Below are 23,461 nucleotides of genomic sequence, written 5' to 3'. Positions count from 1 at the left end.
ACCCGGATGAGTCTGTTGCCGAGCCCCATCCCGCACCCGCTCGACTACTCGCCCTGGCAACTGCCCGGCTGGGTCTACGAGGCACTCGACTGGGTCATCGGTGTCGAGTGGCCGGAGGGGAACGAACGCGCGGTCTGGGACCTCGCCGACCAGTGGTACGCGGTGGCGGCAGCGCTGTCCGGGCCGCGGGCCGACGCTGTTACCGCCGCCCGGGAGGTGCGCGACGGCTACGGCGGCGTCGGGGCCGTCGCCGCCGCCTTCGACACCGCCTGGCGCCGGGTGGCGGAGGGCGACGAGGCGCCGTTGCCCGTGCTGCTCGCCGTCAGCACCGAGCTGGGGCGGCTCGTGGAGGAGTGCGGCTGCGACATCGAGGGCGCCAAGCTCGAGGTCTGGATCGAGCTGGGCATCCTGGTGGTCGAGCTGCTGGCGCTGGCCGTAGCGGCCGTGCTCACCGCAGGTGCCGCCTCGCCCGCCGCCGGGGCGGCGATCACCGCCACCAGGCTTATCGTGCAGCAGATCTTCAAACGGCTGATGGCGCAGCTCGCCCGCAAGTCGATCAAGCAGGGGCTCAAGGAGGCCGGCGAGCGGGCGGCGAAGGAGGTCACCAAGGGCGGCGTGCGGGGGTTCAGCCGGCGGGCGGCGCTGAGCGGGGTGTCCGAGGCGGCCGAGGAGAGCGGCATCAACCTCGCCACCCAGGCCTACCAGAACTCGACCGGCCGCCGGCACGGGCTGGACGTGACGGAGTTGGGGACCACGGCGCTCGGCGGCATGGCCGGCGGGGCGGTGGCACCGCTGGCCGGTCTCGGGCGGCACGCCACCGGCCGGGGCGCCCGGATCGGGGAGCACTTCGGCCGCGAGATGGCCGGCGAGGTCATGGCCGACCAGGCCGCCAGCCTCGCCACCGGCCAGGGACTGACCTCCGTCGAGGACGCGGCCCGCGCGGCTGTGTCCGGCGTCCGGGGTTCGGCCACCGCCCAGGCCGACGCGGCGTTGCAGGCGCGGCTCAGCGGCCAGATGAGCGCACTGGCCGGAATGCCACTGACGCTGTCGGAAGCCGGTGTGCCTCCTCCGCCGGCCGCAGTGCCGGCAACGGACGGGCCATCCGTCGCCGAGCCCAACGTGCCAGCCGCGCCAACCGTCACCGTGCAGAGTGCGGGAGCGGAACTCGGCTCAAGTGCGCCAGGCGAGGGCCAACGAGGGGCGCACCTTGCTGAGGCGGCACCGTCGGCCCAGCAAGCTCCGGAGGCCCGTACAGAGCAGACCGGTCCTGCGACGACGGTCGCCGCCCGGGTCGACGACGCGACCGCGCCGGCGACTGCTGCTGGAATCGAACGTACCGGCACGGACGCCGTGACCCCGTCGTCCGCGCCGCCGGAGTCCACGCCCAGCCCGACTCTCTCCTCGGTCACGACGGCAGCACCCCTCGTCGGCACCGGAGGCATTTCGGCCGGTGTGGACGGTCAGTCGCCCATTTCCGGAAGTGCTGCGAGTGGCGCCGGTTCCGTCAATGTCGCGACCTCTTCCGGACTGTCCACCACGCAGGCTGCGGCGGTGCCGGCAAGCGGACCAGGCACAGCCGCGCCCAGCGCGGGCGCGGGCACCATGACCGTCGGCCCGGCCCCGGCCCCGTTTCCCGAGCCGAGAACGTCCGTCCCAGGTACGGGTCATGTTCCGCCGGCCGTCGTCCCTGAGTCCGCCATGGCGCGGGGAGCGACCGCGGCGGTACCGGCGCAGCCAGCACCGCTGACGCCCCTGCCCTCGCGCGGTGTGTCGGCACCCGGGCAGAAACAACGCGATCACAACATGCCGACGGCGGCCGACCGGGGTGACCCGGCCGGCCCCCGGGCCCGCACCCCCGAGTGGTACGCGGCAAAGTGGGCCCTCGACCGGGAGGCGTTCGAGAGACGTCGCTACCGTGGCTACTACGAGTCACAGCGAGCCTGGTTCGAGGACAAGCGCCGCTTTGACGAAGCCGTGCGCCTCAGGGCGCGCGCGGACGAGCACCACCAGAGGGCACGGGACTTCGCCGCCCACGCCTTTCATCTGCACCAGACGGGCCAGGGGCGCCAGGCTGACGGGTGGCAGTGGGCAGCTAACGACGAGATGCGGGCGTACGGGCACTACCTGGACTACGCGGAAGCCGTCCTGGCCGGCGGTGTCGTGCCGTCAGTCGTAGGTGTCGTCGATCCCGCTGACTTCCGCCGGATCAACGACGATGTCGGCGACCTGGCGCACGGCGCGGTGGAGACCGGCAACCGTTCGGCGCTGACGGGCGACGACTACCCGCCGCCGATCGACCTGTCCCGCAACTACGGCCAGCCAGGGGGTCTACGCCCGCCGCTCGCCCTGCACCAGACCGACATCGAACGGCAGGTGCCCCGGGAACCTGACGGCAGCGTCCGGCGGAACGCCGACCCACGCACGGGTGGCTGGTTCGGCCTGGTCAACGACGGCGGACCGCAGGCCGATCCCACCCGTGGCATCAACTGCATCGACTGCACTCTGTCGCTGTTCGACACCTGGATGCACGGCCGCCCCCGGGTGGCCGCTCCCCGCACCTTCGACGCGTACGTGGCGGGCGACGTCACGCGCCCCATCAACGGCGAACGGGACGGCATCGGGCGGGTGGAGGACATCACCGGAGGACGCTTCCAACGCCTCTGCCAGCCGACGGAGGACATCCAGGGGGTCGAGCGACAGTGGGCCGTCGACACCGGATACCGCAACCTCCACGCCCAACTCCGCATGGGTGGGCACGGCAGCTTCGCCTTCGTCGTCAACAACTGGGAGCAGGGCGGTGCCCACATCTGGGTCGCCCTCAACCAGAACGGCACCATCCTCTACCTCGACCCGCAGACCGGGGCGGTGTCGACCACGCCCCTGTACCGGCACCAGGGCGTTCCAGATCCGCACAACGCGGTCGACACCGAGGTCCTGGCGCTCGGCTCGGACGGCAGACCCATGCCCCTGGGAGGGCTCAGGCGGGGACAGTTCAGCCAGCGACCGGACCTGCCGGATTACCCACCCGTCGAAACCGACCAGGGGCACGGCGAACTGCACCTCAACCGCACCCACCTGCTCGACGGGCCGGGTTCGGGCCTCTCGGACGGGTCCAAGCCACCAGGGCTTCCCCGACAGCCCGACCAGTCGGGCCCAGCCCTCGAACCGAGTGGTGCCCCCGAGGATCTGCGAGCGGCGCGGCAACGGGCGCAGGCGGAGCGGGTGGAGAGGCCCATTCCGGTCAGCGCGATCCTTGCTGCGGAAACGGACCTGGAACGGGTGTTCGCTGCCGGCGTGACGCCAGCCGAGGTCGCGGCGGAGGCCGACCCACCGGCCCTCCGGCGACTCGTACCACAGCTCGAAGAGGCGGCCGCCGGAGACGTGGCGAGGCTGTTTGCGGATCCGCGCGTCCAGCGCATGCTGGACGAGGCGTGGCGACAGCCGCCCAAGGATGAGCCGATGCTCGCCGAGAGCCTCGTCCGACAGTTGGCGCAGCGACCTGACCTGGCACGGATGGTCCTCGCTACACCCGACCTGTTGAATTCAATGACAGCTAGGCCGTTGACGATGCTCCATCTAGCTGACCAGCAACAGGCAATCGACGTCCTCGGAGCTGTCCTCGAAGACATTGGGCGGCGAGGCGCCTCGGCTGTCATCGGAGAGGGCGTTGCCTCTCCGCGACCTGCGGAACTCACCAACGAACAGCGTCTGCTGAGCGAACGTGTGGCAGCCCGAGGGCAATCACCGGTCCAGTCGGGCTTCGACACGACAAGGCGTCACGACGACGCCTATCGGTGGGCTTTCGTGCAACGTCTATTTGCTGATTCGAAGGATGCTCAGCAAGAGCTGAACCGGATGGCGAGTAGTCTGTCCCGTGACGTCGGCAGGCCAGGCTGGCGTGCCAAGCCGAAGGGTGTAGATCGGGTGAAGGACAAGCTTGTCGAGTACGAGAACGACGCGTCCCGACTCAAAGACCTGGCAGCGGCAAAGGTGGAGTTTCAGCGGCTGGACGATCTCTACGACGCGCTGGATGAGCTGAATCGAGATCCCCGCGTAGTGATCGTCGGGATCAAGGATCGTTTCCTGAGGCCAATGCGGAGCGGGTACCGGGACATCCTTGTAAACCTCCGGATGTCAAACGGGCACGTTGCTGAACTCCGTCTGCACCTCGCCGCCATAGACGAGGTTGCCAAGTGGGAACATCCTCTGTACGAGGTCCGACGAGATATCGAGGCGCTCGCCGAAGCGCAGGATCGGCCACTGACCTCAACTGAGCAAGCCGTGCGGTACGGGCTGAGCCGTGAAGGGCAGGCAGCCTATTGGCAGGCGATGGACGATAACCGGAGGGAGAAATGACGGTCGTGAAGCTCCCCCCGGGCCTCGTTGTGCCGGCCTTTTACAGCTATTACGAATCCCCTGTCAAAATCGTCGTAACGGGCGACGGCGGAGTCGCTGCCTGGCGATTGTCGAAGGACACGGGAGGTTGGAATCCAGTGGATCACCTCGTGGGTAAGCTGCTCTCTGCCGAAAGTGATGAAGTTGAGGAACTGACCCCTGAAGAGTTCATCCAACGTACTGAGCATGACCGTGGGTACTACCTTCGCGGCGACGGTCCTGTCTTCGCCCTGTACGAAACAGTCCGGGCGATTCACGACGAAGTGGCGCGCGAGAGGCGATATCCGAACGCCACCGAACTCGCCCTGATCGCCGGAATTCAACGCAGGACGTTCGTCATGTTCGAGGAGCAACTTCAACAATTGGGAGATCCGGCGGCGGACCCTAGCTTGGGCTCGCAAGAGCAGGCCTAGTTCCTACTGCACGAACGCGGACAGTGTAATCCGCAGGTCCTGGGCTCTGGGAGGCGGCGTCCTAACCGCCGCCAACCAGTATTCCGGGAGTCAGCACGCCGTGAGCCGAAACGCGCAGGGGCAGGGCGCTGGCGGGCAGCGTCGTGGCGGGCGGCGTACCGATAGGTTGTCGTGACGTCGGACAGAGCGGGAGCCGCCAGGTGGAGAAGTCGGACCCCCGGATGGACAGGCCGGGCAGCGTGGCGGAGGCGCTCGCCGTACAGGAGCGGTTGCGGGCGCTGGTGGACCTGACCGGGCCCGGCCCGGCCGATCCCGCGACGGTGGCCGGCCTCGACGTGGCGTACGCCGAGAGCGGTGACCGGCTGGCGGCGGCCGTGACCGTGCTCGACGCCCGGACCCTCGCGGTGGTCGACTCGGCGGTGAGCGTGGGCCGGCCCGCGTTCGGGTACGTGCCGGGGCTCTTCGCCTTCCGCGAGCTGCCCGCACTGCTCGACGCGCTCGACCGGCTGACCGTGCGGCCCGAGTTGCTGGTCTGCGACGGGCACGGGCTGGCCCATCCGCGCCGGTTCGGGCTCGCCTGCCATCTGGGCGTGGTGACCGGCCTGCCGGCGATCGGCGTGGGCAAGACGCCGTTGCTGGGCACGTGGACGCCGCCGGCCGACCGCCGGGGCGCGTGGGCGCCGCTGCGCGACGGCGACGAGGTCGTGGGTCGGGTGCTGCGTACCCGCGACGGCGTGAAGCCGGTCTTCGTCAGCGTCGGCCACCGGCTCAGCCTCGACGAGGCGACCGCACACGTGCTGGCGTTGACGCCGCGCTACCGGCTGCCGGAGACCACCCGTACCGCCGACCGGCTCTGCCGCGACGCCCTGACCGCCGCCGGAGCGGCCCCGTCGCCGCCAACCCGCCCGGCCGACCGGGACCCCGCCACCTGAGACCGCGCCCGTGCGGCTGCACATCATCGAGCGGGACCTCGGCCGCCAGCTGCCGGCGACCGGGACCAGCGGGCGTGTGACCGGCCGCCCGGACCCGCCGTTGCCGCCCGGGCGACCGGGTAATGCGGAACACATCCGGAGCGCTCGATGACCCGGCTCTGACAGGACCCGGTAGTAGCCTGACCGGCGGACCCCCCGTCGCGGGGGAGGAACGGCGAGGTGATCATGGCGGTACGTCGGCACGCGGCGCGGCTTGCGACGGTCTGCGCGTTGCTGGGCGGCCTGGTGGCGCTCGGCGCGACGCCAGCGCTCGCCGCCAACGACTCGGTCCGGGTCCGGTCGGCGGGCAGTTTCACCGCCGGCGGTTCCGCCGGCAGCGTCTCGGTCGAGGTGCGCAAGCGCAGTGACGGCTGCGTGCTGCTGCGTACCGCCGTGGGGCTGCGCCTCACCGGCCTGCGCGCCGACCAGGCCAGCGCACAGGTCAACGTGGGCGGCAGCTGGTTCCCGGTGCCGCTCTCGGGCGGCGGCGGCAGTGCGGCCACGTCGGCCACCTCGCCGCTGAATCCGAGGCTCTGCAAGGGCAAGAGCATCACGGTGCGCTACCGGGTGGCGTTCGCGGCGGAGGCCCCGGGCGGCCGGCTGACCGTGAGCGGCGTGGGCAGCGACGCACGTGGGCGGGTCCTGGGCCGGGGTGCGGATGCGTCCCGGGTGGTCGGCGGCCGGGTCACGGCCTCGCCGACGCCGAAGCCCTCGAAGAAGCCCTCGCCCACGCCCAGCGCGGTCGCGGCCGAGGTGACGGGTGTGGAGGGCCCGAGCCTCACCGCAGCGCCCGGCCAGGGCGCGGGCGCGGTCAGCAACGCCGCCGAGGAGAAGTCCTCCGGTGGCTCGATGATCATGTTCTTCGGCATCGCCATGGTCGCCGTCGGAATCCTGCTCATCGTCCTGCTGTTCCGCCGGTCGCGGACGGACAAGGAACCCACCGGCGGCCCCGGCCACGTCCCGCTGCCCCGCAGCCCCGGCGGCACCACCTACCGCTCCGGGCAGGGCCCGGCCGCCGCGCCCGGCCCACCCGGCCAGATGTACGGCCAGCAGCCCGCCACCCCCGGCCTGTACGGCGGCACGCCCGCGCCGCGCCCGGCCGGTGGGGTGTACGGCAGCCGCCCCACCCCGGAGGCCACCCAGGTGGTGCCCGGCGCACCGGCCGTGCCGCCCGCTCCCGGGCAGTACGGTCCGCCGGCCGTGCCGCCCGCTCCCGGGCAGTACGGATCGCCGGCCGCGCCGCCCGCCGGGGGCAAGCCCGGTGACCCGCCGCCGGAGGCCGACGGTGGCGACCACACTGCGTTCATGCCCCGGCTCCCCGGCTGAGCCGGGCCACGCGCCGCCCCTCCGATACGCTCAGGCCGTTGAGGACCTGCGGCGCAAGGAGCGAGACCGGTGTCTGATCTGTCCCAGATCGTGAAGGCCTACGACGTCCGTGGGACGGTGCCGGACCAGTGGGACGAGCGCACCGCCGAGGCCCTCGGCGCGGCCTTCGCGCAGGTGCTGGACGGCTTCGGCGAGCAGGGCGAGGCGGTGCTCGTCGCGCACGACATGCGGGCCACCGGTCCGGGCCTGGCCGCCGCCTTCGCCGCCGGCGTACGGGCCGAGGGGCGCGCGGTCGTCGAGCTGGGCCTCGCCTCGACCGACATGCTCTACTACGCCTCCGGCGCGCTGGGGGCGCCCGGCGCGATGTTCACCGCCAGCCACAACCCGGCGCAGTACAACGGCATCAAGATGTGCCGCTCCGGGGCCCGCCCGATCGGGCAGGACAGCGGGCTGGCCGAGATCCGCGAGCGGGCGCAGGCCCTGCTGGACAAGGGCGAGACCCGCGCGGCCGACCCGTCGGACGCGCCGGCCGAGCGCCGCGACCTGCTGGCCGACTACGCGGCGTACCTGCGGCAACTGGTCGACCTCTCCACCATCCGCCCGCTGAAGGTGGTCGTCGACGCCGGCAACGGAATGGGCGGCTACACCGTCCCGGCCGTGCTCGGCGACACCGTCCTGCCGGCGCTGCCGCTGGAGATCGTGCCGCTCTACTTCGAGCTGGACGGCACCTTCCCCAACCACGAGGCCAACCCGCTGGACCCGGCCAACCTGGTCGACCTCCAGCGCGCGGTGCGTGAGCACGGCGCCGACGTCGGCCTGGCGTTCGACGGGGACGCCGACCGCTGCTTCGTGGTCGACGAGCGGGGCGAGCCCGTCTCGCCGTCGGCGATCACCGCCCTGGTGGCGGCCCGTGAGCTGGCCAAGCACCCCGGCTCGACGGTGATCCACAACCTGATCACCTCCAGCGCCGTACCGGAGATCATCCGCGAGCACGGCGGCGAGCCGGTCGTCGCGCGGGTCGGGCACTCCTTCATCAAGGCGGAGATGGCCCGGACGAACGCGATCTTCGGCGGCGAGCACTCGGCCCACTACTACTTCCGCGACTTCTGGTTCGCCGACACCGGGATGCTCGCCGCGCTGCACACCCTGGCCGCACTGGGTGAGCAGTCGCTGCCGCTGTCCGTGCTGGCCGGCGAGTACGAGCGGTACGTCGCCTCGGGCGAGATCAACTCGACGGTGACCGACCAGGCCGCCAAGGTGGCCGAGGTGCGGGCCGCGTACCCGCAGGCCGACGCCGACGAGATGGACGGGCTCACCCTGCGCTTCCCGGACGGCGCGTGGTTCAATCTGCGCGCCTCCAACACCGAGCCGCTGCTGCGGCTCAACGTCGAGGCCCCGACGCGGGAGCGGATGGCCGCCCTCCGCGACGAGGTGCTCGACCGGGTTCGCCGATAGGATCGCTCGCGCCGGTCGGCACCGTCGATCGGTGAAACCGCATACGTGGAAGGAGCCGCGCCGTGGCCCTGGACCCGCAGTTGCTGGAAATCCTCGCCTGTCCGGACACGCATCACGCCCCGCTCGACTACGACGCGCAGGCGCAGACGCTGACCTGCACCGAGTGCGGCCGGATCTTCGAGGTCCGCGACGACGTGCCGGTGCTGCTGCTCGACGAGGCGCGCGGCCCCGCGGAGCAGTCGTGATCGACGGTACGGCGGGAGTGAGTGGCCGGCGCGAGCCCGACGAGGCACTCCTCGACGACCCGGCCGCGCTGGCCGAGCACGACCCGGGCGGCATGCTGCGGCACACCGCCTCCGCCGGGGCGCAGGTCCGCGAGTCGGCCGCCCTGGCCGCCGAGGCCAACCTCCAGCTGCTCGCCGACGAGGGGCGCCCCCGGGCCGTCGTCATCGCCGGCATCGGCACCGCCGGGCGTACAGGTGACGTGCTGGCCACCGTCGCCGGGCCGCGCTGCCCGGTGCCGGTCATCCCGCACCGCAGCGCCGGCGTGCCCGGCTGGGTGGGCGCCGCCGACGTGGTCATCGCCGTCAGCGCCTCCGGTCGCAGCCCCGAGGCGCTGGGCGCCGCCGAGGCCGCGCACCGGCGGGGCGCCCGGCTGGTCGCCGTCGGCGCGCCCGACTCGCAGTTGCAGTCCGTGGCCGAGCGGGCCCGGGCGCCGTTCATCCCGGTGCCCCGGCGCGCCCCGGCCCGCGCCAGCCTCTGGGCGCTCACCGTGCCGGTCCTGCTCGCCGCCCGTACGCTCGGGCTCGTGAAGGTCAACGAGGCGGACCTGGCGGAGACCGCGGCCCGTCTGGACGCGGACGCCGACCGCTGCCGCCCGACGGCCGAGTCCTTCGTCAACCCGGCGAAGTCGCTGGCCCTGGGCCTCGCCGGCTCGGTGCCGATCGTCTGGGGCTCGTCACCGCTGGCCACCGTCGCGGCCCGCCGCTTCGGCGACACCCTGTCCGCCAACGCCCGCTACCCCGTGGTCAGCGGTGCGCTCGGCGAGGCGGGCCGTGGTCGGGTCGGCCTGCTCGACGGTGTGTTCGGCGGCCTGGCCGAGGGGGAGCGGGACATCTTCGCCGACCCCGACGACGAGGCGCCGTCGGGCACCCGGCTGCGGCTGGTGCTGCTGCGCGACGGCGGGCTGAATCCGGAGGACGACGCCGACGAGCCGCTCGACGTCGAGGAGCGCCGCGCGGACGCCGTGCAGACCCTCGCCGAGCGGCGGGGCGTGCGCTGCGACGTGGTGACGGCCGAGGGCGGCTCCGCGCTGGAGCGGCTCGCCTCGCTGGTCGCCGTGCCGGACTTCGCGTCGATCTACCTGTCCCTGGCACACGGACTGGACCCGATGGCCGTGCCGGCCATCACCGAGATGAAGGAGCTGGCAAACCAGTGAGCGATAGCTGGGAACGGGTCGGGCCGCGCGTCGCGCCGACGCCCGGTGGTGCCGCGCGACCCTGCGGGGCGACGGCGTGAGCGCCAACGGTGGTACGAAGGCGATCGTCGCCGCCCTGCTGGCCAACGCCGGCATCGCCGTCACCAAGTTCGTCGCGTTCCTGCTGACCGGATCGTCGTCGATGCTGGCGGAGTCGATCCACTCGGTCGCCGACTCCGGCAACCAGGGGCTGCTGCTGCTCGGTGGGCGGCGGGCCAAGCGCGCGGCCACCCCGCAGCACCCCTTCGGCTACGGCCGCGAGCGCTACATCTACGCGTTCATCGTGTCCATCGTGCTGTTCAGCGTCGGTGGCCTGTTCGCCCTCTACGAGGCGTACCACAAGTTCTCGCACCCGGAGCCGATCACGAGCTGGCAGTGGGTGCCGGTCACCGTGCTGGTGGTCGCGATCGTCATGGAGTCGTTCTCCTTCCGTACCGCCATCGTGGAGTCCAACCTGATCCGGGGCAACCAGTCCTGGGTGAGGTTCGTGCGGCGGGCCAAGGCGCCCGAGCTGCCGGTGGTGCTGCTGGAGGACCTGGGCGCGCTGGTCGGTCTGGTGTTCGCGCTCTTCGGCGTCGGTATGACGCTGATCACCGGCGACGGCCGCTGGGACGCGATCGGCACCGCGATGATCGGTGTGCTGCTGGTGACCATCGCGATCATCCTCGCCATCGAGACCAAGAGCCTGCTGCTGGGCGAGGGCGCCGAGGCGCACGAGGTCGCCGCGATCGAGAAGGCGGTCGCCGACGGCCCCGAGTTCGAGCGGATCATCCACATGAAGACGCTCTACCTCGGCCCCGAGGAACTGCTGGTGGCCGCCAAGGTCGGCGTGCCGGCCTGCGAGAGCGCCGAGGACCTGGCCCGGGGCATCAACGCCGTCGAGGCCCGGATCCGCGCCGCCGTGCCGACCGCGCGGGTGATCTACCTGGAGCCGGACATCTACAGCGTCACCGCCGAGCGGGCGGGTACCGGGAGCGCGGCGCCCGCCGCCGTGCCGGCGTCCGAGCCGGGCGAGACCACCGGGCGGCCCGGGAGCTGACCGGTGGAACTGCTGCACGGACCGATCCGCGACTACGCCTGGGGTTCCCGCTCGGCGATCGCCGAGTTGCAGGGGCGGCCGGTGCCGAGCGACGGACCGGAGGCCGAGCTGTGGCTGGGCGCCCACCCGGGCGGCCCGGCCGCGGTCGACCGCGACGGCAACCGGGTGAGCCTGACCGACCTGCTGCTCGCCGAGCCTGACCACTGGCTCGGCGAGCGGCTGGTCGGCCGGTTCGGCACCCGGCTGCCGTTCCTGCTCAAGGTGCTCGCGGCGGACGCCCCGCTGAGCCTCCAGGCGCACCCGGACGCCGAGCAGGCCCGCGCCGGGCACGCCGCCGACGCCGACCGCCCCGACGGGCAGCGCAACTACGTCGACCCGTACCACAAGCCGGAGCTGCTGGTCGCGCTGTCGCCCATGGAGGCGCTCTGTGGTTTCCGGGACCCGGGCACCTCGGCGGCGGCGCTGGCCGACTTCGGCGTACCCGCGCTGGAGCCGGTGCTGGCGGCGTTGCGTACCGGGCCGGCGGGACTGCGTGACGCCGTACGGCTGCTGCTGACCTGGCCCGCCGACCGGCGCGACGCGCTGGTGACGGCCGTGGCGTCGGCGCCGGTCGCGGGGCCGGACGCGGAGCTGGCCCGGGACCTGGCCGCCGCCTATCCGGGCGACCCCGGGGTGCTGGTGGCGATGCTGCTCAACCGGGTGCGGCTGGCGCCCGGCGAGGCGATCTGGATGCCGGCCGGCAACCTGCACGCCTATTTGCGCGGCACCGGCGTGGAGATCATGGCGGCCAGCGACAACGTGCTGCGCGGCGGGCTGACGCCGAAGCGGGTGGACGTCGAGGAACTGCTGCGTGTGCTGCGCTTCGAGGTGCTCCGCGACCCGGTGGTGCGGCCGATGGAGGTGGCACCGGGCGTGGTCACCTGGCCGGTGCCGGTGGAGGACTTCGCGCTGCACCGGGTGACGGTGCGGGTGGGGCTGCCGGAGGTGACGGTCGAGGTGCCGGGCCCCCGGGTGGTGCTCTGCTGCTCCGGCGAGGTCTCGGCCGACGACGGGGCCGGCGTGGTGACGTTGGGGCCCGGGCGGGCCGCGATCGGCAGCGCCGCCGCCGGGCCGCTGCGCCTAGCCGGCGCGGGCGAGGCGTACGTCGCGAGCTGCGGCGCGCGCTGAGGACGCCAGACCTGCGGCGTGCGTGCGGGGGCACCCGGAGCACCGCGTGCGCGGAGGGCGGTAGCACCACGCCACGAGTCCGACTTTTCCGGAATAGCTTGACGTTGCTCTAGCCGAGTGTGACTCTATGGGTACGCAGCGTTATCGCGACGATGGTCCGGAACGCGCGGGGGAAACCAAACCGGGGGGATGCACGGGGCGGACGGCTGGTGGACGGACTCCGTCCACGACCGACCGCCCCGTGCGCTGTCCGCCGATGTCTTCGTGCTCTCTTCACCCGGCCGGTCCTCCCGGCGGCGGCTCGCGCGCGTAAGGTGAATGGTCGCGCAGCACATCGTCCGACAGGAGATTTCATGACCAGCACCCTCCCGGCGTCCGCCAGCGGCACGCCGTCCGAGGCCCGGCCGAGCACTCTCGCCGAGGGCGACTACAAGGTGGCGGATCTGTCGCTCGCCGAGTTCGGGCGCAAGGAGATCCAGCTCGCCGAGCACGAGATGCCCGGCCTGATGGCGATCCGTCGCGAGTTCGCCGACGCCCAGCCGCTCGCCGGTGCCCGGATCACCGGGTCGCTGCACATGACCATCCAGACCGCCGTCCTGATCGAGACCCTCGTCGCGCTCGGCGCGCAGGTCCGCTGGGCGTCCTGCAACATCTTCTCCACCCAGGACCACGCCGCCGCCGCGATCGTGGTCGGCCCGAACGGCACCCCCGAGGCCCCGGCCGGCGTCCCGGTCTACGCCTGGAAGGGCGAGAGCCTGGAAGAGTACTGGTGGTGCACCGAGCAGGTGCTCGACTGGCCCGGCGGGCAGGGCCCGAACATGATCCTCGACGACGGCGGCGACGCCACCCTGCTGGTGCACAAGGGCGTCGAGTTCGAGAAGACCGGCACCGTCCCGCCGGTCGAGTCCGCCGACTCGGAGGAGTACGCGGTCATCCTCGGCGTACTGCACCGCTCGCTCGCCGCCGACGGCCAGCGGTGGACCCGGATCGCCGCCGGCATCAAGGGCGTGACCGAGGAGACCACCACCGGCGTGCACCGGCTCTACGAGATGCACCGCGCCGGCACCCTGCTCTTCCCCGCCATCAACGTCAACGACTCGGTGACGAAGAGCAAGTTCGACAACAAGTACGGCTGCCGCCACTCGCTGATCGACGGCATCAACCGCGCCACCGACGTGCTGATCGGCGGCAAGATGGCGGTGGTCCTCGGCTACGGCGACGTCGGCAAGGGCTGCGCCGAGTCGCTGCGCGGCCAGGGCGCCCGCGTCGTGGTGACCGAGGTCGACCCGATCTGCGCGCTCCAGGCCGCCATGGACGGCTACCAGGTCGCCACCCTGGACGACGTGGTCGAGCAGGCCGACATCTTCATCACCGCCACCGGCTGCTTCGACGTCATCACCAACGAGCACATGGCCCGGATGAAGCACCAGGCCATCGTCGGCAACATCGGCCACTTCGACAACGAGATCGACATGGCCGGCCTGGCGAAGCGTTCCGACGTCGAGCGGGTCAACATCAAGCCGCAGGTCGACCTCTGGAAGTTCGCCGACGGCCACGCCATCATCGTGCTGTCGGAGGGCCGCCTGCTGAACCTGGGCAACGCCACCGGCCACCCGAGCTTCGTGATGTCGAACTCGTTCGCCAACCAGACGATCGCCCAGATCGAGCTGTTCACCAAGACCGAGGAATACCCGATCGGCGTCTACGTGCTGCCCAAGCACCTCGACGAGAAGGTCGCCCGGCTGCACCTGGAGGCGCTCGGCGCCAAGCTGAGCACCCTCACCAAGGAGCAGGCCGCCTACCTCGGCATCTCCGTGGAGGGCCCGTTCAAGCCGGAGCACTACCGGTACTGACGACGGCCGCGCCGACCGGGCCGACCGCTCGCTCCTGAGCGGCCGGCCCGGTCGGCGTTTCATGTGGGCTCGCCGACGACCGGCGACCTGACCGCGTGCCCGCGCGGGCAGTCCCGCGCCGGTGACGGGGACCGGGCGACCAACCGCCGCTCGGGCCTCGGGCCCTGCTCGGCACGGTCAGTCCCGGCGTTTGCGCGCGGGCCGGATCCAGCTCCACACGCACCAGACGAGCCACGCCACCGAGACCACGGCGGCCAGCGCGCCCAGCCGCAGCGCGTCGAGCAGCAGCACCAGGGCGAGGACGGCCAGCCACGGCCCGAACGCCCTCACGACCGCCACCGGCCGAGCACCATCCGGCGGACCAGCGGCGGAGCGATCCACGACCAGACGCAGAAGAGCACCCAGGCCAGCGCGAACACGCCGGCGAGCACGTCCAGGCCGGCGACGCCGAGCAGCACGATCACGCCGACCGCGAGCAGCCAGGTGCGGAAGGTACCCAGCCGGTGGAGCGGGCGCAGCGGCAGCAGCAGCGGGTGTGCGTACACCCGCGTCTCCCAGGCCCCCTCGGCGTAGTCGGGGTCGGTCGGGTCGTGCGCCACCGCCTGGCCGAACGCGCGGTGCGCGGTGCCCAACCGTCCACGCCGGGCCGCGGCGGCGCCGTGCAGGGCGAGCGCCGCCGGGTTGTCCGGCCACGCCCCGAGGAACTCCTTGGCGATGCGGTCGGCCGACCGGTCGTCCCCCCGGGCGTAGGCGAGCTGGATGCGGCCCGCGAAGACGGCCGGTTCCTCCGGGCTGATCGCGGCGGCCCGGGCGATCAGGCGTTCCGCCTTGTCGAGCTGACCCACGGCCGAGCAGAGGCGGGCGTACTGGCAGAGCAGCCAGGGGTTCACCGGCTCGATGGCGAGCGCGTCGAGCAGTGCCCGCTCGGCGGCGGGGTACTCGCGGCGGTGGCGCAGCGCGATGCTGAGCCGGCCGAGCAGTTCGGGATCCGGGCCGGTCTCGGCGAGCCCCCGACGGGCGACGGTGACCAGGTCGTCCCAGCGCTCCAGCGACGCCAGCGCGTACGCCCGCAGCCGGAACGCCGCCGGGCTGACGGCCAGCGCGGCCGGGAGCCGGTCGAGTTCGCCGAGGGCCTGCTCCGCGCGGTTCAGTTCGAGCAGGTGCGCCACCCGGGCGAGCTGGGGCTCCGGGGCGGTCATGCGGCGGCCAGCAGCAGGAACAGCAGGGCCTCGACGACGCCGAACAGGAGCACCGCCCCGAGGCCGGGCAGCCACAGCGACGCCGGCTCGTCGCCGCGCAGCTCGTAGGCCCGGAACGGACGTTTCTGCGTGACGGAGGCGGCGAGCCAGACTCCGGCGCCGGCCAGCGCCGTGATCAGCCGGACGGGTCGGTCGCCCCAGTCGTCGATGACGGCGAGCGTGAGCGCCAGCCGGGCCGCCAGCGCGGCCAGCCCGACGCCGAGCACCATCAGGTTCGTCCGGCGGGGCAGGCCCAACCGGTGCCCGTTGACCAGGGCCAGCACGGTGGCCGCCAGGGGGCCGGCGAAGACGGCGGGGAAGATCAGCGACTGTGGTCGCCACGGCCGGCGTCGCGTCTCGTACGCCGCCGGCGTGATGGTGGGGGTGAACAGATCGTCGGCCACGATGTTCCCGTCTCGGTAGGGGCGAGCGAGCCGGATCCTGCCACAGCCGGATGACCGACGGCACTCCTCGATGAAGCGGGCAACCAGGCCGCGACGTGTTCGCGGTCCCCCTCGGTCAGGTGCCGGCGTCGGGCATGGGCACGCCGCCCGCCGGTGCCGACGGGGGGACCGCCGGCCGTACCGCCGCAACGGGCTGCGCCGGCACGGCGGCCGGCGCCCCGGTGGGCACCGCCGGGCGGATCGCGCGGGGCGGCGCGGCGACCTCGGACCCGGTGGCGGCCGGGACCGGGTGGGACGGCGCTGGCCCGGCGGCGGCCGGGACCGCGTGGGGCTGTGCTGGCCCGGCGGCGGCCGAAATCTCGTGCGGCTGAGCTGGCTCGGCGGCGGCCGGGAGCGCGTGGGATCGCGCGGGCGGATGGGGCGTCAGCTCCGGCCAGAGCGTCGCGGCGGCCGTCCGGTCGCGTTCCAGCCGGTACCGCGCCCGCCGGTGCCGCTCCCCGAGGACCGCGGCCAGGTAGACCGACTCGGGCATCCCCGCAGGCGGGAGTGGAGCGATCACCGCGGAGACCTCGGTCCACAGCCCGCGCCCCAGCCGTCCGCGCGCCGGCTCCGCGAGCTGGTGCACCCGCGCCAGGTACTGCCGGGCGGCCAGTGCCAGGCCGTCGTCCAGCCGGCTCAGGTCCACGGTGCACGCCCAGCCGGCCAGCGCGGGCACGGCCGTGGGGACGGGCCGCCAGACGGTCGCCGCCCGGGTGTGCACGACCAGCGTGCCCGCCACCAGGTCGCCCAGCCGACGCCCGCGCCGGTCGGTCACCATCACGGCCACCCCGGCCACCCAGCTCACCAGCGGCAGCACCAGGCCGGGCCACTCCACGGCCACGCCGACCAGCGCCCGGATCAGTGACTGCCGTGCGCCGACCGGAGCGCCGTCGGCGCTGACCACGCGCAGGCCGACGGCCAGCTTGCCCAGCGTGCGGCCGTGGTTGAAGCGTTCACACAGCACCGGGTAGCCGACCAGCACCAGGATCAGGCCCACCGTCGCGAGCCCGCCGGCCAGGGCCGCGTCGACCAGCCCGTCCGGCAGGCCGAGGAGCGCGGCGCCGACGCTCAGGGACAGCGCCAGCATGAGGGCCGCCTGGGCCAGGACGTCGAGCAGCAACGCGAGCACCCGGGAACCGATCCGGGCGGCCCGGACGTCCAGCTCCACGGCCTCCCCGCTGACCAGCCCGGCGTCCCCCCAGGGGGCGGGTCGTGGTTGTGCTCTCACCCCGACAGTGAACACTATGATCCCCGGACGGGGGTGACGGTGGATCTCGACGCGTACGTCGCGGAACACAGCGGGCAGTGGCGACGGCTGGAGCAGCTCTCCGGACGCGCCCGGCTCGACGCCGCCGAGGTCGACGAGTTGGTCGCCCTCTACCAGCGGGCGACCACCCAGCTGTCGGTGCTGCGCAGCCGCTCACCCGACCCGGCGCTGGTCAGCCAGCTCTCCCAGGTGGTGCTGCGCGCCCGGGCCCGACTCACCGGCCGCCCGCGCCCGTCGTGGGCGGCGGTCGGAAGGTTCCTCGTGGCCGGCTTCCCCGCCGCGGTCTACCGTGCTTGGCCCTGGTGGTGCGGGGTGGCGACGGGGTTCACCCTGCTCAGCCTCTTCCTGATCTGGTACGTGGCCGGCAACCCGCAGACGGCGGCGGCCTTCATCGGCGAGGCGGCGGCCGCCGACCTGGTCGAGTCCGGCTTCGCCGGCTACTACACCGAGTTCGCCGCGCCGACGTTCGCCTTCCACCTGTGGACGCACAACGCCTGGCTCGCCGCCCAGTGTCTCGCCGCCGGGGTGCTGATCGTCCCGGTGCTCTACCTGCTCTGGCAGAACGCCCTCAACATCGGCGTGGTCGGCGGGGTGATGGTCGCCTACGGCCGCGCCGACGTCTTCTTCGGCCTGATCACCCCGCACGGGCTGCTGGAGCTCACCGGGGTCTTCGTGGCCGCCGGGGTGGGCCTGCGCATCGGGTGGGCCTGGATCGCCCCGCCGACGCAGTTGACCCGGGGGCAGGCGGTGGCCCGGGCGGGCCGCGAGGGCGTCCTGGTCGCCGTCGGGCTGGTGGGACTCTTCGCGGTCTCCGCCGTCATCGAGGCGTTCGTGACCCCCGCGCCCGTGCCGATCGCGCTCCGCGTCGCCGTGGGCGCCGCCGTCTGGCTCGCCTTCCTGGCGTACGTGCTGCTCCTGGGCCGCCGAGCAACCCGCGCAGACCCGCGTTGATCATGAAGTTGTTGCCATGACACGCCGGGCGGACGGGCAACAACTGCATGATCACGGGGAGTTGGGGGCGGGTCAGAGTTGGGCCAGGGCCTTCAGGCGGAGGTAGGTGTCGGCCAGGGTGGGGGCCAGGCGGCCCGCCGGGGCGTCGACCACCGTGACGCCGTGCCTCGCCAGGGCGGTGCGGACGCGGTCGCGTTCGGCTAGGGCCCGCCAGGCGGCCGCGGCGGCGTAGGCGTCCCCGGGACGCTGCGGAACGGCGGTGGTGAGGGCGGTCAGCACCGGATCGTGCGTCGCCGCGATCACCACCCGGTGCCGGGCGGCCAGCCGGGGCAGCACCGGCAGCAGTCCCTCGCCGAGGGCGCCCGCCTCCAGCGCGGTGAAGAGCACCACCAGGCTGCGCTGGCGCTGCCGGCGCAGCAGCTCGCCGGCGATCAGGTCGAAGTCCGTCTCCGCCAGCCTCGGCTGGAGCGGGGCGAGGGCGTGCACCACGCGGGGGAGCAGGGCCGACCCGCCGGTGCCGGTGACCGTGGCCCGGACCGCCGTGTCGGCGGCGAGCACGTCGACCCGGTCGCCCGCGCGGGCGGCGAGGGCGGTGAGCAGCAGCGCGGCGTCGATGGCGGTGTCCAGCCGGGGCTCGTCGCCGATCCGCACCGCGGAGGTACGCCCGGTGTCCAGCACGCACAGCAGCCGGCGGTCCCGCTCCGGCCGCCACGTACGCACCAGCACGTCGGCCCGGCGCGCGCTGGCCCGCCAGTCGATCGAGCGCACGTCGTCGCCGACCACGTACTCGCGGAGGGTGTCGAACTCGGTGCCCTGGCCCCGGCCGCGACTGACCTGGGTGCCGTCGATGACCCGCAGCCGGGACAGCTTCTCCGGCAGGTGCCGGCGGGAGTCGAAGCGGGGCAGCACCCGTACCGTCCACGGTGGGGTGGCGGGCCGGCCGGAGCGCTGCCGGAACCCCAGCCCCAGCGGCCCGAACGAGCGCACCGTCAGGGCCACCGCCGGCCGGTCGCCCCGCCGCAGCGGGGTCAGCCGGCTGGGCAGCGCCACGGTGGCGCCCGGCTCGACGCGTACCAGCCGCGACGGGGGCACGTCGGGGCGGGCGCCGGCGGACGGCACCCAGGCGTCGCGGACCCTGGCCCGCAGCGTACGGCCGGAGGGGTTGTGCAGCAGCAGCGCGACGGTGGCGGTGCCGCCGAGCCGGACCACGCGGTCCCCCTGCCGGGCGGCGGTGAGCGCGCCCGGCGGCGCGGCCAGCGCCCGGTCGAGCAGCACCAGCAGCAGCACCGCCCCGGTCATCACCAGCAGCCCGGCGAACGGCGCCGGCCAGGCCGGCAGGGTCAGCGCGCCGACCGCCAGCAGGAGCGCCGCCCGCCAGGTCATCGCGGCGTCGGCACGGTGGCGAGCACCGTGTCCAGCACCGCCTCCACGCCGACGCCCTCCAGCTCCACCTCGGGGCGCAGCCGCAGCCGGTGGCGCAGGGTCGGCCGGGCGACCGCCTTCACGTCGTCCGGTACGACGTGGTCGCGGCCGGCCAGCCAGGCCCACGCCTTGGCCGTGTTGAGCAGTGCGGTGGCGCCCCGGGGCGAGGCGCCCAGCTCCAGCGCGGGGGTGTTCCGGGTGGCCCGGCAGAGGTCGACGATGTAGCCGAGGAGCGGCTCGGCCACGTGCACCCGGCCGACCGCCGCCCGGGCCGCCGCCAGGTCGGCCGCGCTGGCCACCGGCCGTACGCCGGCTGCGGTCAGGTCGCGCGGGTCGAAGCCGGCGTGGTGCGCCCGGAGCACGCCCAGCTCCTCCTCCCGACTGGGCAGCGGCACGGTGAGCTTGAGCAGGAACCGGTCGAGCTGCGCCTCCGGCAGCGGATAGGTGCCCTCGTACTCGATCGGGTTCTGGGTGGCGGCGACGATGAACGGGTCGGGCAGCGGTCGCCGCTCGCCCTCGACCGAGACCTGCCGCTCCTCCATCACCTCCAGCAGCGCCGACTGGGTCTTCGGCGGCGTCCGGTTGATCTCGTCGGCGAGCAGCAGGTTGGTGAAGACCGGCCCTTCGCGGAACGTGAAGGCGGCGGTGTGCGGGTCGAAGATCAGCGAGCCCGTGACGTCGCCCGGCATCAGGTCGGGGGTGAACTGCACCCGCTTGGATCCCAGGTCGAGGGCGGTGGCCACCGTACGGATCAGCAGGGTCTTGGCCACGCCCGGCACGCCCTCCAGCAGCACGTGCCCGCGGCAGAGCAGGGCGATCACCAGACCGGTGACGACCGCGTCCTGCCCGACGACCGCCTTGGCGACCTCGGCGCGCAGCCGGTGCAGGGCGGCGCGGGGGTCGACGGGGTCGATGGTCGGCGGCTCGGCGGTACCGGCGGGTCGGGTCACCGGGATTCTCCTTCGGCTCGGTACGGGTGCGGTGCGTCGGGCGGCGGCCCCACGTCGGGCGGTGCGGCGGCCGGCGGTGGCCCCGCGTGGGGCGGCACGGCGGCCGGCGGCGGGGCCTCGGTGGCCGGGGGCGGGCTGTCGGTGGCCGGGGGCGGCCCGTCGGCGGCGGGCGGGGCGACGACGCGGGTCAGCCGGTCCAGCGCGCGGGCCAGGTCGAGTAGTTCCTGGTCGTTCCCGGGCTCGGCGCCGTGCAGCACCTCGTCGGTCCACCGGGGGTCGTCGCCGGTGCGGGCGGCGACCGCGGCGGCCACGTCGGTCGGCGGCGCGGTCGGCGGCAGGTGCAGCCGGGGCGTCAAGCGGTCGAGGGCGGCGGCGCGCAGCGTCCGCGCGGCGGCGTCCCGGGCCCCGGCCTTCTCGTAGAGCCGGGCCCGACCCAGCACCGTCTCCGCCGAGCGGACCGTCACCGGCAGCGGCTCCGGGGCCGGCGGGCCGAGCCGGCGGGCCCGCCAGAGCGCGGCCAACAGGGCGGCCACGGCGAGCTGGGCCAGCAGCGCCCACAGCCAACCGGGGAAGGCGGACCAGAGCGGGTTCGGCGGGTCGGGCCGGTCGGCCCGTGGGTCGTCGGGGCTCTCGCCGTCGTCGCTGTCCCCGCCGGTCTCCGCACCCGGGCGGCCGTCTCCGGTGCCGTCGCCCCTGCCGGTCCCGGTGCCGCTGCCCGGTCCGCCGTATCCGGTGGAGCCGCCCGGCGTCGGCGACCAGGCGGGGCTGCCGGTGCTGCCGTCGCCGAAGACCGGCGGGGGTGCGGGGCCGTCCAGGTCGAGCCACACCACCCGACCGGTCCCGCCGAGCAGCGCGGTGGCGAAGGCCCGGTTGTCCCACTCGTCGATCCGGTCGTTGCGGAACGGATCGCTGGCCCCCACCACCACCATGCTCTCCGGGATCCGGGACAGCAGGGCGAGCCCGTCGGCGAAGCAGAACTGCACGGGCGCCGACCCGCCCGGGGCGACCGCGTAGCGTTGCAGCCCGACCGCCGCCCGCCCGAGCTGGCGCAGCTCGGGCAACGGGCAGGGCAGGCCCCGCGCGTCCGGCCCCACCGCCTGCGCGGCCCACCGGCGGCCGGTCGGCTGCACCGGCATCCGGATCGACTCCAGCACCCGTCGCGACGGGTCGACCAGCACCAGCCGGGTGGCCGAGGGCAGCGAGTCCAACGCGCCCACCGTGTCCGGATGCAGCAGGGCCGGCGCGGGCACGAAGAGCGTGGCCGCCCCGTCGCGCACGGCCAGCAGCGCCCGCAGCGTGTCCGTCTCCCGCTGTACGGTGACGCCCCGCTCGCGCAGCGCGTCGGCGAGGCGGCTGCCACCGTCGTCCCCGGTCGCGACGGGGGAGAGGAACCCCGGGTCGCCGGGGTCGGGCTGGTCGGCCGCGTGGGTGAGCAGGGTGGTGGTCAGCAGCAACGCGGCCAGGCCCAGCGGGATCAGCACCCGGTGGCGGCGTCGGCGCCGGGGGCCCGCGTCGGGCCGTGCGGCCGGTGGGGCGGCGGTGGTCGGTGCGCTCATGGTCGTGGCCCGTCCTCGGGTCGGCCGGTCAGCACGCGGTCCAGCTCGGCGGCGTGCTCCCGCATCCGGTGGTCGTGCTCGGCGGAGGCGCGGCGCCCGCCGTACCAGAGCTCGGAGAAGATCGCCCCGGCGGCGTCCAGCGGCGGGCCGACCTGCGGCCGGGCGTCCGTCGCGGTCCGCACCAGCTCGACGACGGTCAGGCCTGGCTGCGGCTGCACCACGTGGCGGGCGGCCAGCTCCCGGACCATCGCGCGCAGCCGCTCCCGGACGGCCTCGGCGTACCGGCCCTCGGCGGCGTACCGGTCCGCGAGGGAGACGTACGTGGCGGCCGGCAGCTCCGGCTCGCGGGGAGCGGGGACGACCGGCTGCGGGGTTTCCGGTGGCGGGCGCTTGCGGCGGCGCGGGCGCAGCCGGGGCAGCCGTCGGGGGACCCAGGCCGGAAACGTGTACCAGCCGACCGCGACCAGCACCGCGGCGAGCACCAGCAGCAGCGCGACCAGGGGCAGCGGCACCCGGTCGCCAAGCGCCGCCGTGGTCTCGGTCCACCACCGGCTGAAGCTCATCGCCCGGCCGCCAGCAGGACGGCCTCGGGCGTGCCGGCCCGGGCCCGGGAGAGCCGGATGTCCAGTCCCTCGGTACGCATCCGGGTCTCCAGGTGCAGCACCGCGTCCAGGCAGGCCAGGGCCGGGTAGGCGACGCTGTTCACGCCCGCCCACACGGCCAGCGACAGCCACCCGGCCCAGGCCCGGTCGACCAGGTCCAACGAGTCCAGCCCGAGGTAGACGCCGATGCCGAGGCCCAGGCGGACGATCCACCAGACCAGGTAGCCGAGCAGCCGGATCCAGCCGGCCCGGCCGGCACCCCGTACGGCCAGGGCGGCGGAGCGCAGCGGGGCACGCAGCGGGTGCACCCGGTCGACGACCAGCGCCGGTGCCACGGCGCCGAGCAGGGCGAAGCCGATGATCCACGCCGGCCCGAACAGCGCGAGCGCGCACATCACCACGCCGACCAGGGCGGCGAGCAGCGCCGTGGCGCCCCAGCGCGCGCCGGCGGGGCGGAGCAGCTCCCGGGGGCCGACCGTACGGCCGAACAGGGCGGCCCCGGCGGCGCGGGCGGCCGGGTTGCCGAGCAGCAGGACGATCACCGCCTCGGTCGCGGCGCCCACCGCCAGCAGCAGCCAGTACACGCCGAACCGCCCGAACTCCGGAAGCCAGGCGGGTGGCCCCGCGCCGGCGGCGAGCCGCAGCGGGTACAACAGGAGTTGCTCGCCCACGGCCAGTACGAGGGCGACCGGCAGCAGCACCCGGGCCTGCCCGCGCAGCAGCAGCACCGCGGAGTCCAGCAGCTCGCCGACCGTGAGGGGGCGGCGCGGGAGCACAGCGATCGGGCCGGCGTCGGGCACGCGTACTCCTGTAGACGGACGGCGGTGGCGCGTGACGGCGCACGCGGGGATCATGGTGACACGCCCGCTCCCATCGGGTGGACCCGCACGTGGGGGCGGCGACGCCGGGCACCGGTTGCTGGTGCGGCGACGTCCT

General features: G+C 74.1%; 20 protein-coding genes. 11 read left to right on the top strand and 9 right to left on the bottom strand.

Going from position 1 to position 23,461, the window contains the following annotated elements:
• Positions 1-6 precede the first annotated feature (6 nt).
• The 10 genes from ACGFIG_RS06480 to ahcY all read left to right on the top strand — a co-directional run bounded on the left by ACGFIG_RS06480 (position 7) and on the right by ahcY (position 14,096).
• Complete coding sequence (locus tag ACGFIG_RS06480) at positions 7-4,356, top strand: toxin glutamine deamidase domain-containing protein (protein ID WP_392999872.1); 4,350 nt, start codon at positions 7-9, stop codon at positions 4,354-4,356.
• Positions 4,353-4,808: a hypothetical protein gene (locus ACGFIG_RS06475; RefSeq protein ID WP_392999870.1), complete on the top strand. Its 456-nt coding sequence runs from the start codon at positions 4,353-4,355 to the stop codon at positions 4,806-4,808. The genes ACGFIG_RS06480 and ACGFIG_RS06475 overlap by 4 nt, the downstream gene beginning before the upstream one ends.
• A 221-nt stretch (positions 4,809-5,029) precedes the next feature.
• Positions 5,030-5,740, top strand: coding sequence for a deoxyribonuclease V (gene nfi, locus ACGFIG_RS06470; RefSeq protein WP_393001337.1), 711 nt, complete (start codon positions 5,030-5,032; stop codon positions 5,738-5,740).
• Between the two features lie 225 nt (positions 5,741-5,965).
• Complete coding sequence (locus ACGFIG_RS06465; RefSeq protein ID WP_392999868.1) at positions 5,966-7,105, top strand: hypothetical protein; 1,140 nt, start codon at positions 5,966-5,968, stop codon at positions 7,103-7,105.
• A 69-nt stretch (positions 7,106-7,174) separates the two neighbouring features.
• Positions 7,175-8,560 (top strand): phosphomannomutase/phosphoglucomutase, encoded by a 1,386-nt coding sequence (locus tag ACGFIG_RS06460; protein ID WP_392999866.1) that lies wholly within the window; start codon positions 7,175-7,177, stop codon positions 8,558-8,560.
• Between the two features lie 62 nt (positions 8,561-8,622).
• On the top strand, positions 8,623-8,805 hold the full coding sequence (locus tag ACGFIG_RS06455) for a Trm112 family protein (protein ID WP_089001904.1): 183 nt from the start codon (positions 8,623-8,625) through the stop codon (positions 8,803-8,805).
• The gene (locus ACGFIG_RS06450; RefSeq protein ID WP_392999864.1) at positions 8,802-9,998 is read left to right on the top strand and encodes an SIS domain-containing protein; all 1,197 of its coding nucleotides are present in this window, start codon (positions 8,802-8,804) and stop codon (positions 9,996-9,998) included. The genes ACGFIG_RS06455 and ACGFIG_RS06450 overlap by 4 nt, the downstream gene beginning before the upstream one ends.
• A 76-nt stretch (positions 9,999-10,074) precedes the next feature.
• Positions 10,075-11,076, top strand: a complete 1,002-nt coding sequence (locus tag ACGFIG_RS06445; protein WP_392999862.1) for a cation diffusion facilitator family transporter — start codon at positions 10,075-10,077, stop codon at positions 11,074-11,076.
• 3 nt (positions 11,077-11,079) lie between these two features.
• Entirely contained in the window at positions 11,080-12,243 is a 1,164-nt protein-coding gene (gene manA / locus ACGFIG_RS06440; protein ID WP_392999861.1) for a mannose-6-phosphate isomerase, class I, read from the top strand.
• Between the two features lie 353 nt (positions 12,244-12,596).
• Positions 12,597-14,096 (top strand): adenosylhomocysteinase, encoded by a 1,500-nt coding sequence (ahcY, locus tag ACGFIG_RS06435; protein WP_392999859.1) that lies wholly within the window; start codon positions 12,597-12,599, stop codon positions 14,094-14,096.
• 177 nt (positions 14,097-14,273) lie between these two features.
• Here the strand turns inward: ahcY and ACGFIG_RS06430 are convergent, their stop codons facing one another.
• The 4 genes from ACGFIG_RS06430 to ACGFIG_RS06415 all read right to left on the bottom strand — a co-directional run bounded on the left by ACGFIG_RS06430 (position 14,274) and on the right by ACGFIG_RS06415 (position 17,005).
• Positions 14,274-14,435: a hypothetical protein gene (locus tag ACGFIG_RS06430; RefSeq protein ID WP_392999857.1), complete on the bottom strand. Its 162-nt coding sequence runs from the start codon at positions 14,433-14,435 to the stop codon at positions 14,274-14,276.
• Positions 14,423-15,295, bottom strand: a complete 873-nt coding sequence (locus tag ACGFIG_RS06425; RefSeq protein WP_392999855.1) for a tetratricopeptide repeat protein — start codon at positions 15,293-15,295, stop codon at positions 14,423-14,425. The genes ACGFIG_RS06430 and ACGFIG_RS06425 overlap by 13 nt, the downstream gene beginning before the upstream one ends.
• Entirely contained in the window at positions 15,292-15,738 is a 447-nt protein-coding gene (locus tag ACGFIG_RS06420; RefSeq protein WP_392999853.1) for a hypothetical protein, read from the bottom strand. The genes ACGFIG_RS06425 and ACGFIG_RS06420 overlap by 4 nt, the downstream gene beginning before the upstream one ends.
• A 115-nt stretch (positions 15,739-15,853) precedes the next feature.
• Entirely contained in the window at positions 15,854-17,005 is a 1,152-nt protein-coding gene (locus ACGFIG_RS06415) for an RDD family protein (protein ID WP_392999852.1), read from the bottom strand.
• Between the two features lie 39 nt (positions 17,006-17,044).
• On the opposite strand from ACGFIG_RS06415, the gene ACGFIG_RS06410 reads away from it, so the two are divergent.
• Positions 17,045-17,995, top strand: coding sequence for a stage II sporulation protein M (locus ACGFIG_RS06410; RefSeq protein ID WP_393001335.1), 951 nt, complete (start codon positions 17,045-17,047; stop codon positions 17,993-17,995).
• A 72-nt stretch (positions 17,996-18,067) separates the two neighbouring features.
• Here ACGFIG_RS06410 and ACGFIG_RS06405 read toward each other — a convergent pair whose 3' ends face one another.
• From ACGFIG_RS06405 to ACGFIG_RS06385, 5 genes are read right to left on the bottom strand one after another with little or no spacing between them, the layout of a single operon-like run.
• Positions 18,068-19,378, bottom strand: coding sequence for a DUF58 domain-containing protein (locus tag ACGFIG_RS06405; RefSeq protein WP_392999850.1), 1,311 nt, complete (start codon positions 19,376-19,378; stop codon positions 18,068-18,070).
• Entirely contained in the window at positions 19,375-20,373 is a 999-nt protein-coding gene (locus ACGFIG_RS06400; RefSeq protein ID WP_393001333.1) for an AAA family ATPase, read from the bottom strand. The genes ACGFIG_RS06405 and ACGFIG_RS06400 overlap by 4 nt, the downstream gene beginning before the upstream one ends.
• Entirely contained in the window at positions 20,364-21,923 is a 1,560-nt protein-coding gene (locus tag ACGFIG_RS06395; protein ID WP_392999848.1) for a DUF4350 domain-containing protein, read from the bottom strand. Before ACGFIG_RS06395 ends, ACGFIG_RS06400 begins: the two co-directional genes overlap by 10 nt.
• Positions 21,920-22,486, bottom strand: a complete 567-nt coding sequence (locus tag ACGFIG_RS06390; RefSeq protein ID WP_392999846.1) for a DUF4129 domain-containing protein — start codon at positions 22,484-22,486, stop codon at positions 21,920-21,922. Before ACGFIG_RS06390 ends, ACGFIG_RS06395 begins: the two co-directional genes overlap by 4 nt.
• Positions 22,483-23,325 (bottom strand): hypothetical protein, encoded by an 843-nt coding sequence (locus ACGFIG_RS06385; RefSeq protein ID WP_392999844.1) that lies wholly within the window; start codon positions 23,323-23,325, stop codon positions 22,483-22,485. The genes ACGFIG_RS06390 and ACGFIG_RS06385 overlap by 4 nt, the downstream gene beginning before the upstream one ends.
• Positions 23,326-23,461 lie beyond the last annotated feature (136 nt).

Origin of the sequence: Micromonospora sp. NPDC049048 (genome assembly GCF_043197615.1) — a bacterium.
Lineage (GTDB): Bacteria > Actinomycetota > Actinomycetes > Mycobacteriales > Micromonosporaceae > Micromonospora.
Note: the sequence above shows the minus strand (reverse complement) of the source record. Positions and strands in the feature narration are given on the sequence as shown.

What these genes read in the sequence shown, in the direction of transcription:
- ACGFIG_RS06480 (WP_392999872.1), top strand. Translation starts at nt 7, where the DNA reads ATGAGTCTGTTGCCGAGCCCCATCCCGCACCCGCTCGACTACTCGCCC.
- ACGFIG_RS06475 (WP_392999870.1), top strand. Translation starts at nt 4,353, where the DNA reads ATGACGGTCGTGAAGCTCCCCCCGGGCCTCGTTGTGCCGGCCTTTTAC.
- nfi (WP_393001337.1), top strand. Translation starts at nt 5,030, where the DNA reads ATGGACAGGCCGGGCAGCGTGGCGGAGGCGCTCGCCGTACAGGAGCGG.
- ACGFIG_RS06465 (WP_392999868.1), top strand. Translation starts at nt 5,966, where the DNA reads ATGGCGGTACGTCGGCACGCGGCGCGGCTTGCGACGGTCTGCGCGTTG.
- ahcY (WP_392999859.1), top strand. Translation starts at nt 12,597, where the DNA reads ATGACCAGCACCCTCCCGGCGTCCGCCAGCGGCACGCCGTCCGAGGCC.
- ACGFIG_RS06425 (WP_392999855.1), bottom strand. Translation starts at nt 15,295, where the DNA reads ATGACCGCCCCGGAGCCCCAGCTCGCCCGGGTGGCGCACCTGCTCGAA.
- ACGFIG_RS06405 (WP_392999850.1), bottom strand. Translation starts at nt 19,378, where the DNA reads ATGACCTGGCGGGCGGCGCTCCTGCTGGCGGTCGGCGCGCTGACCCTG.
- ACGFIG_RS06395 (WP_392999848.1), bottom strand. Translation starts at nt 21,923, where the DNA reads ATGAGCGCACCGACCACCGCCGCCCCACCGGCCGCACGGCCCGACGCG.
- ACGFIG_RS06390 (WP_392999846.1), bottom strand. Translation starts at nt 22,486, where the DNA reads ATGAGCTTCAGCCGGTGGTGGACCGAGACCACGGCGGCGCTTGGCGAC.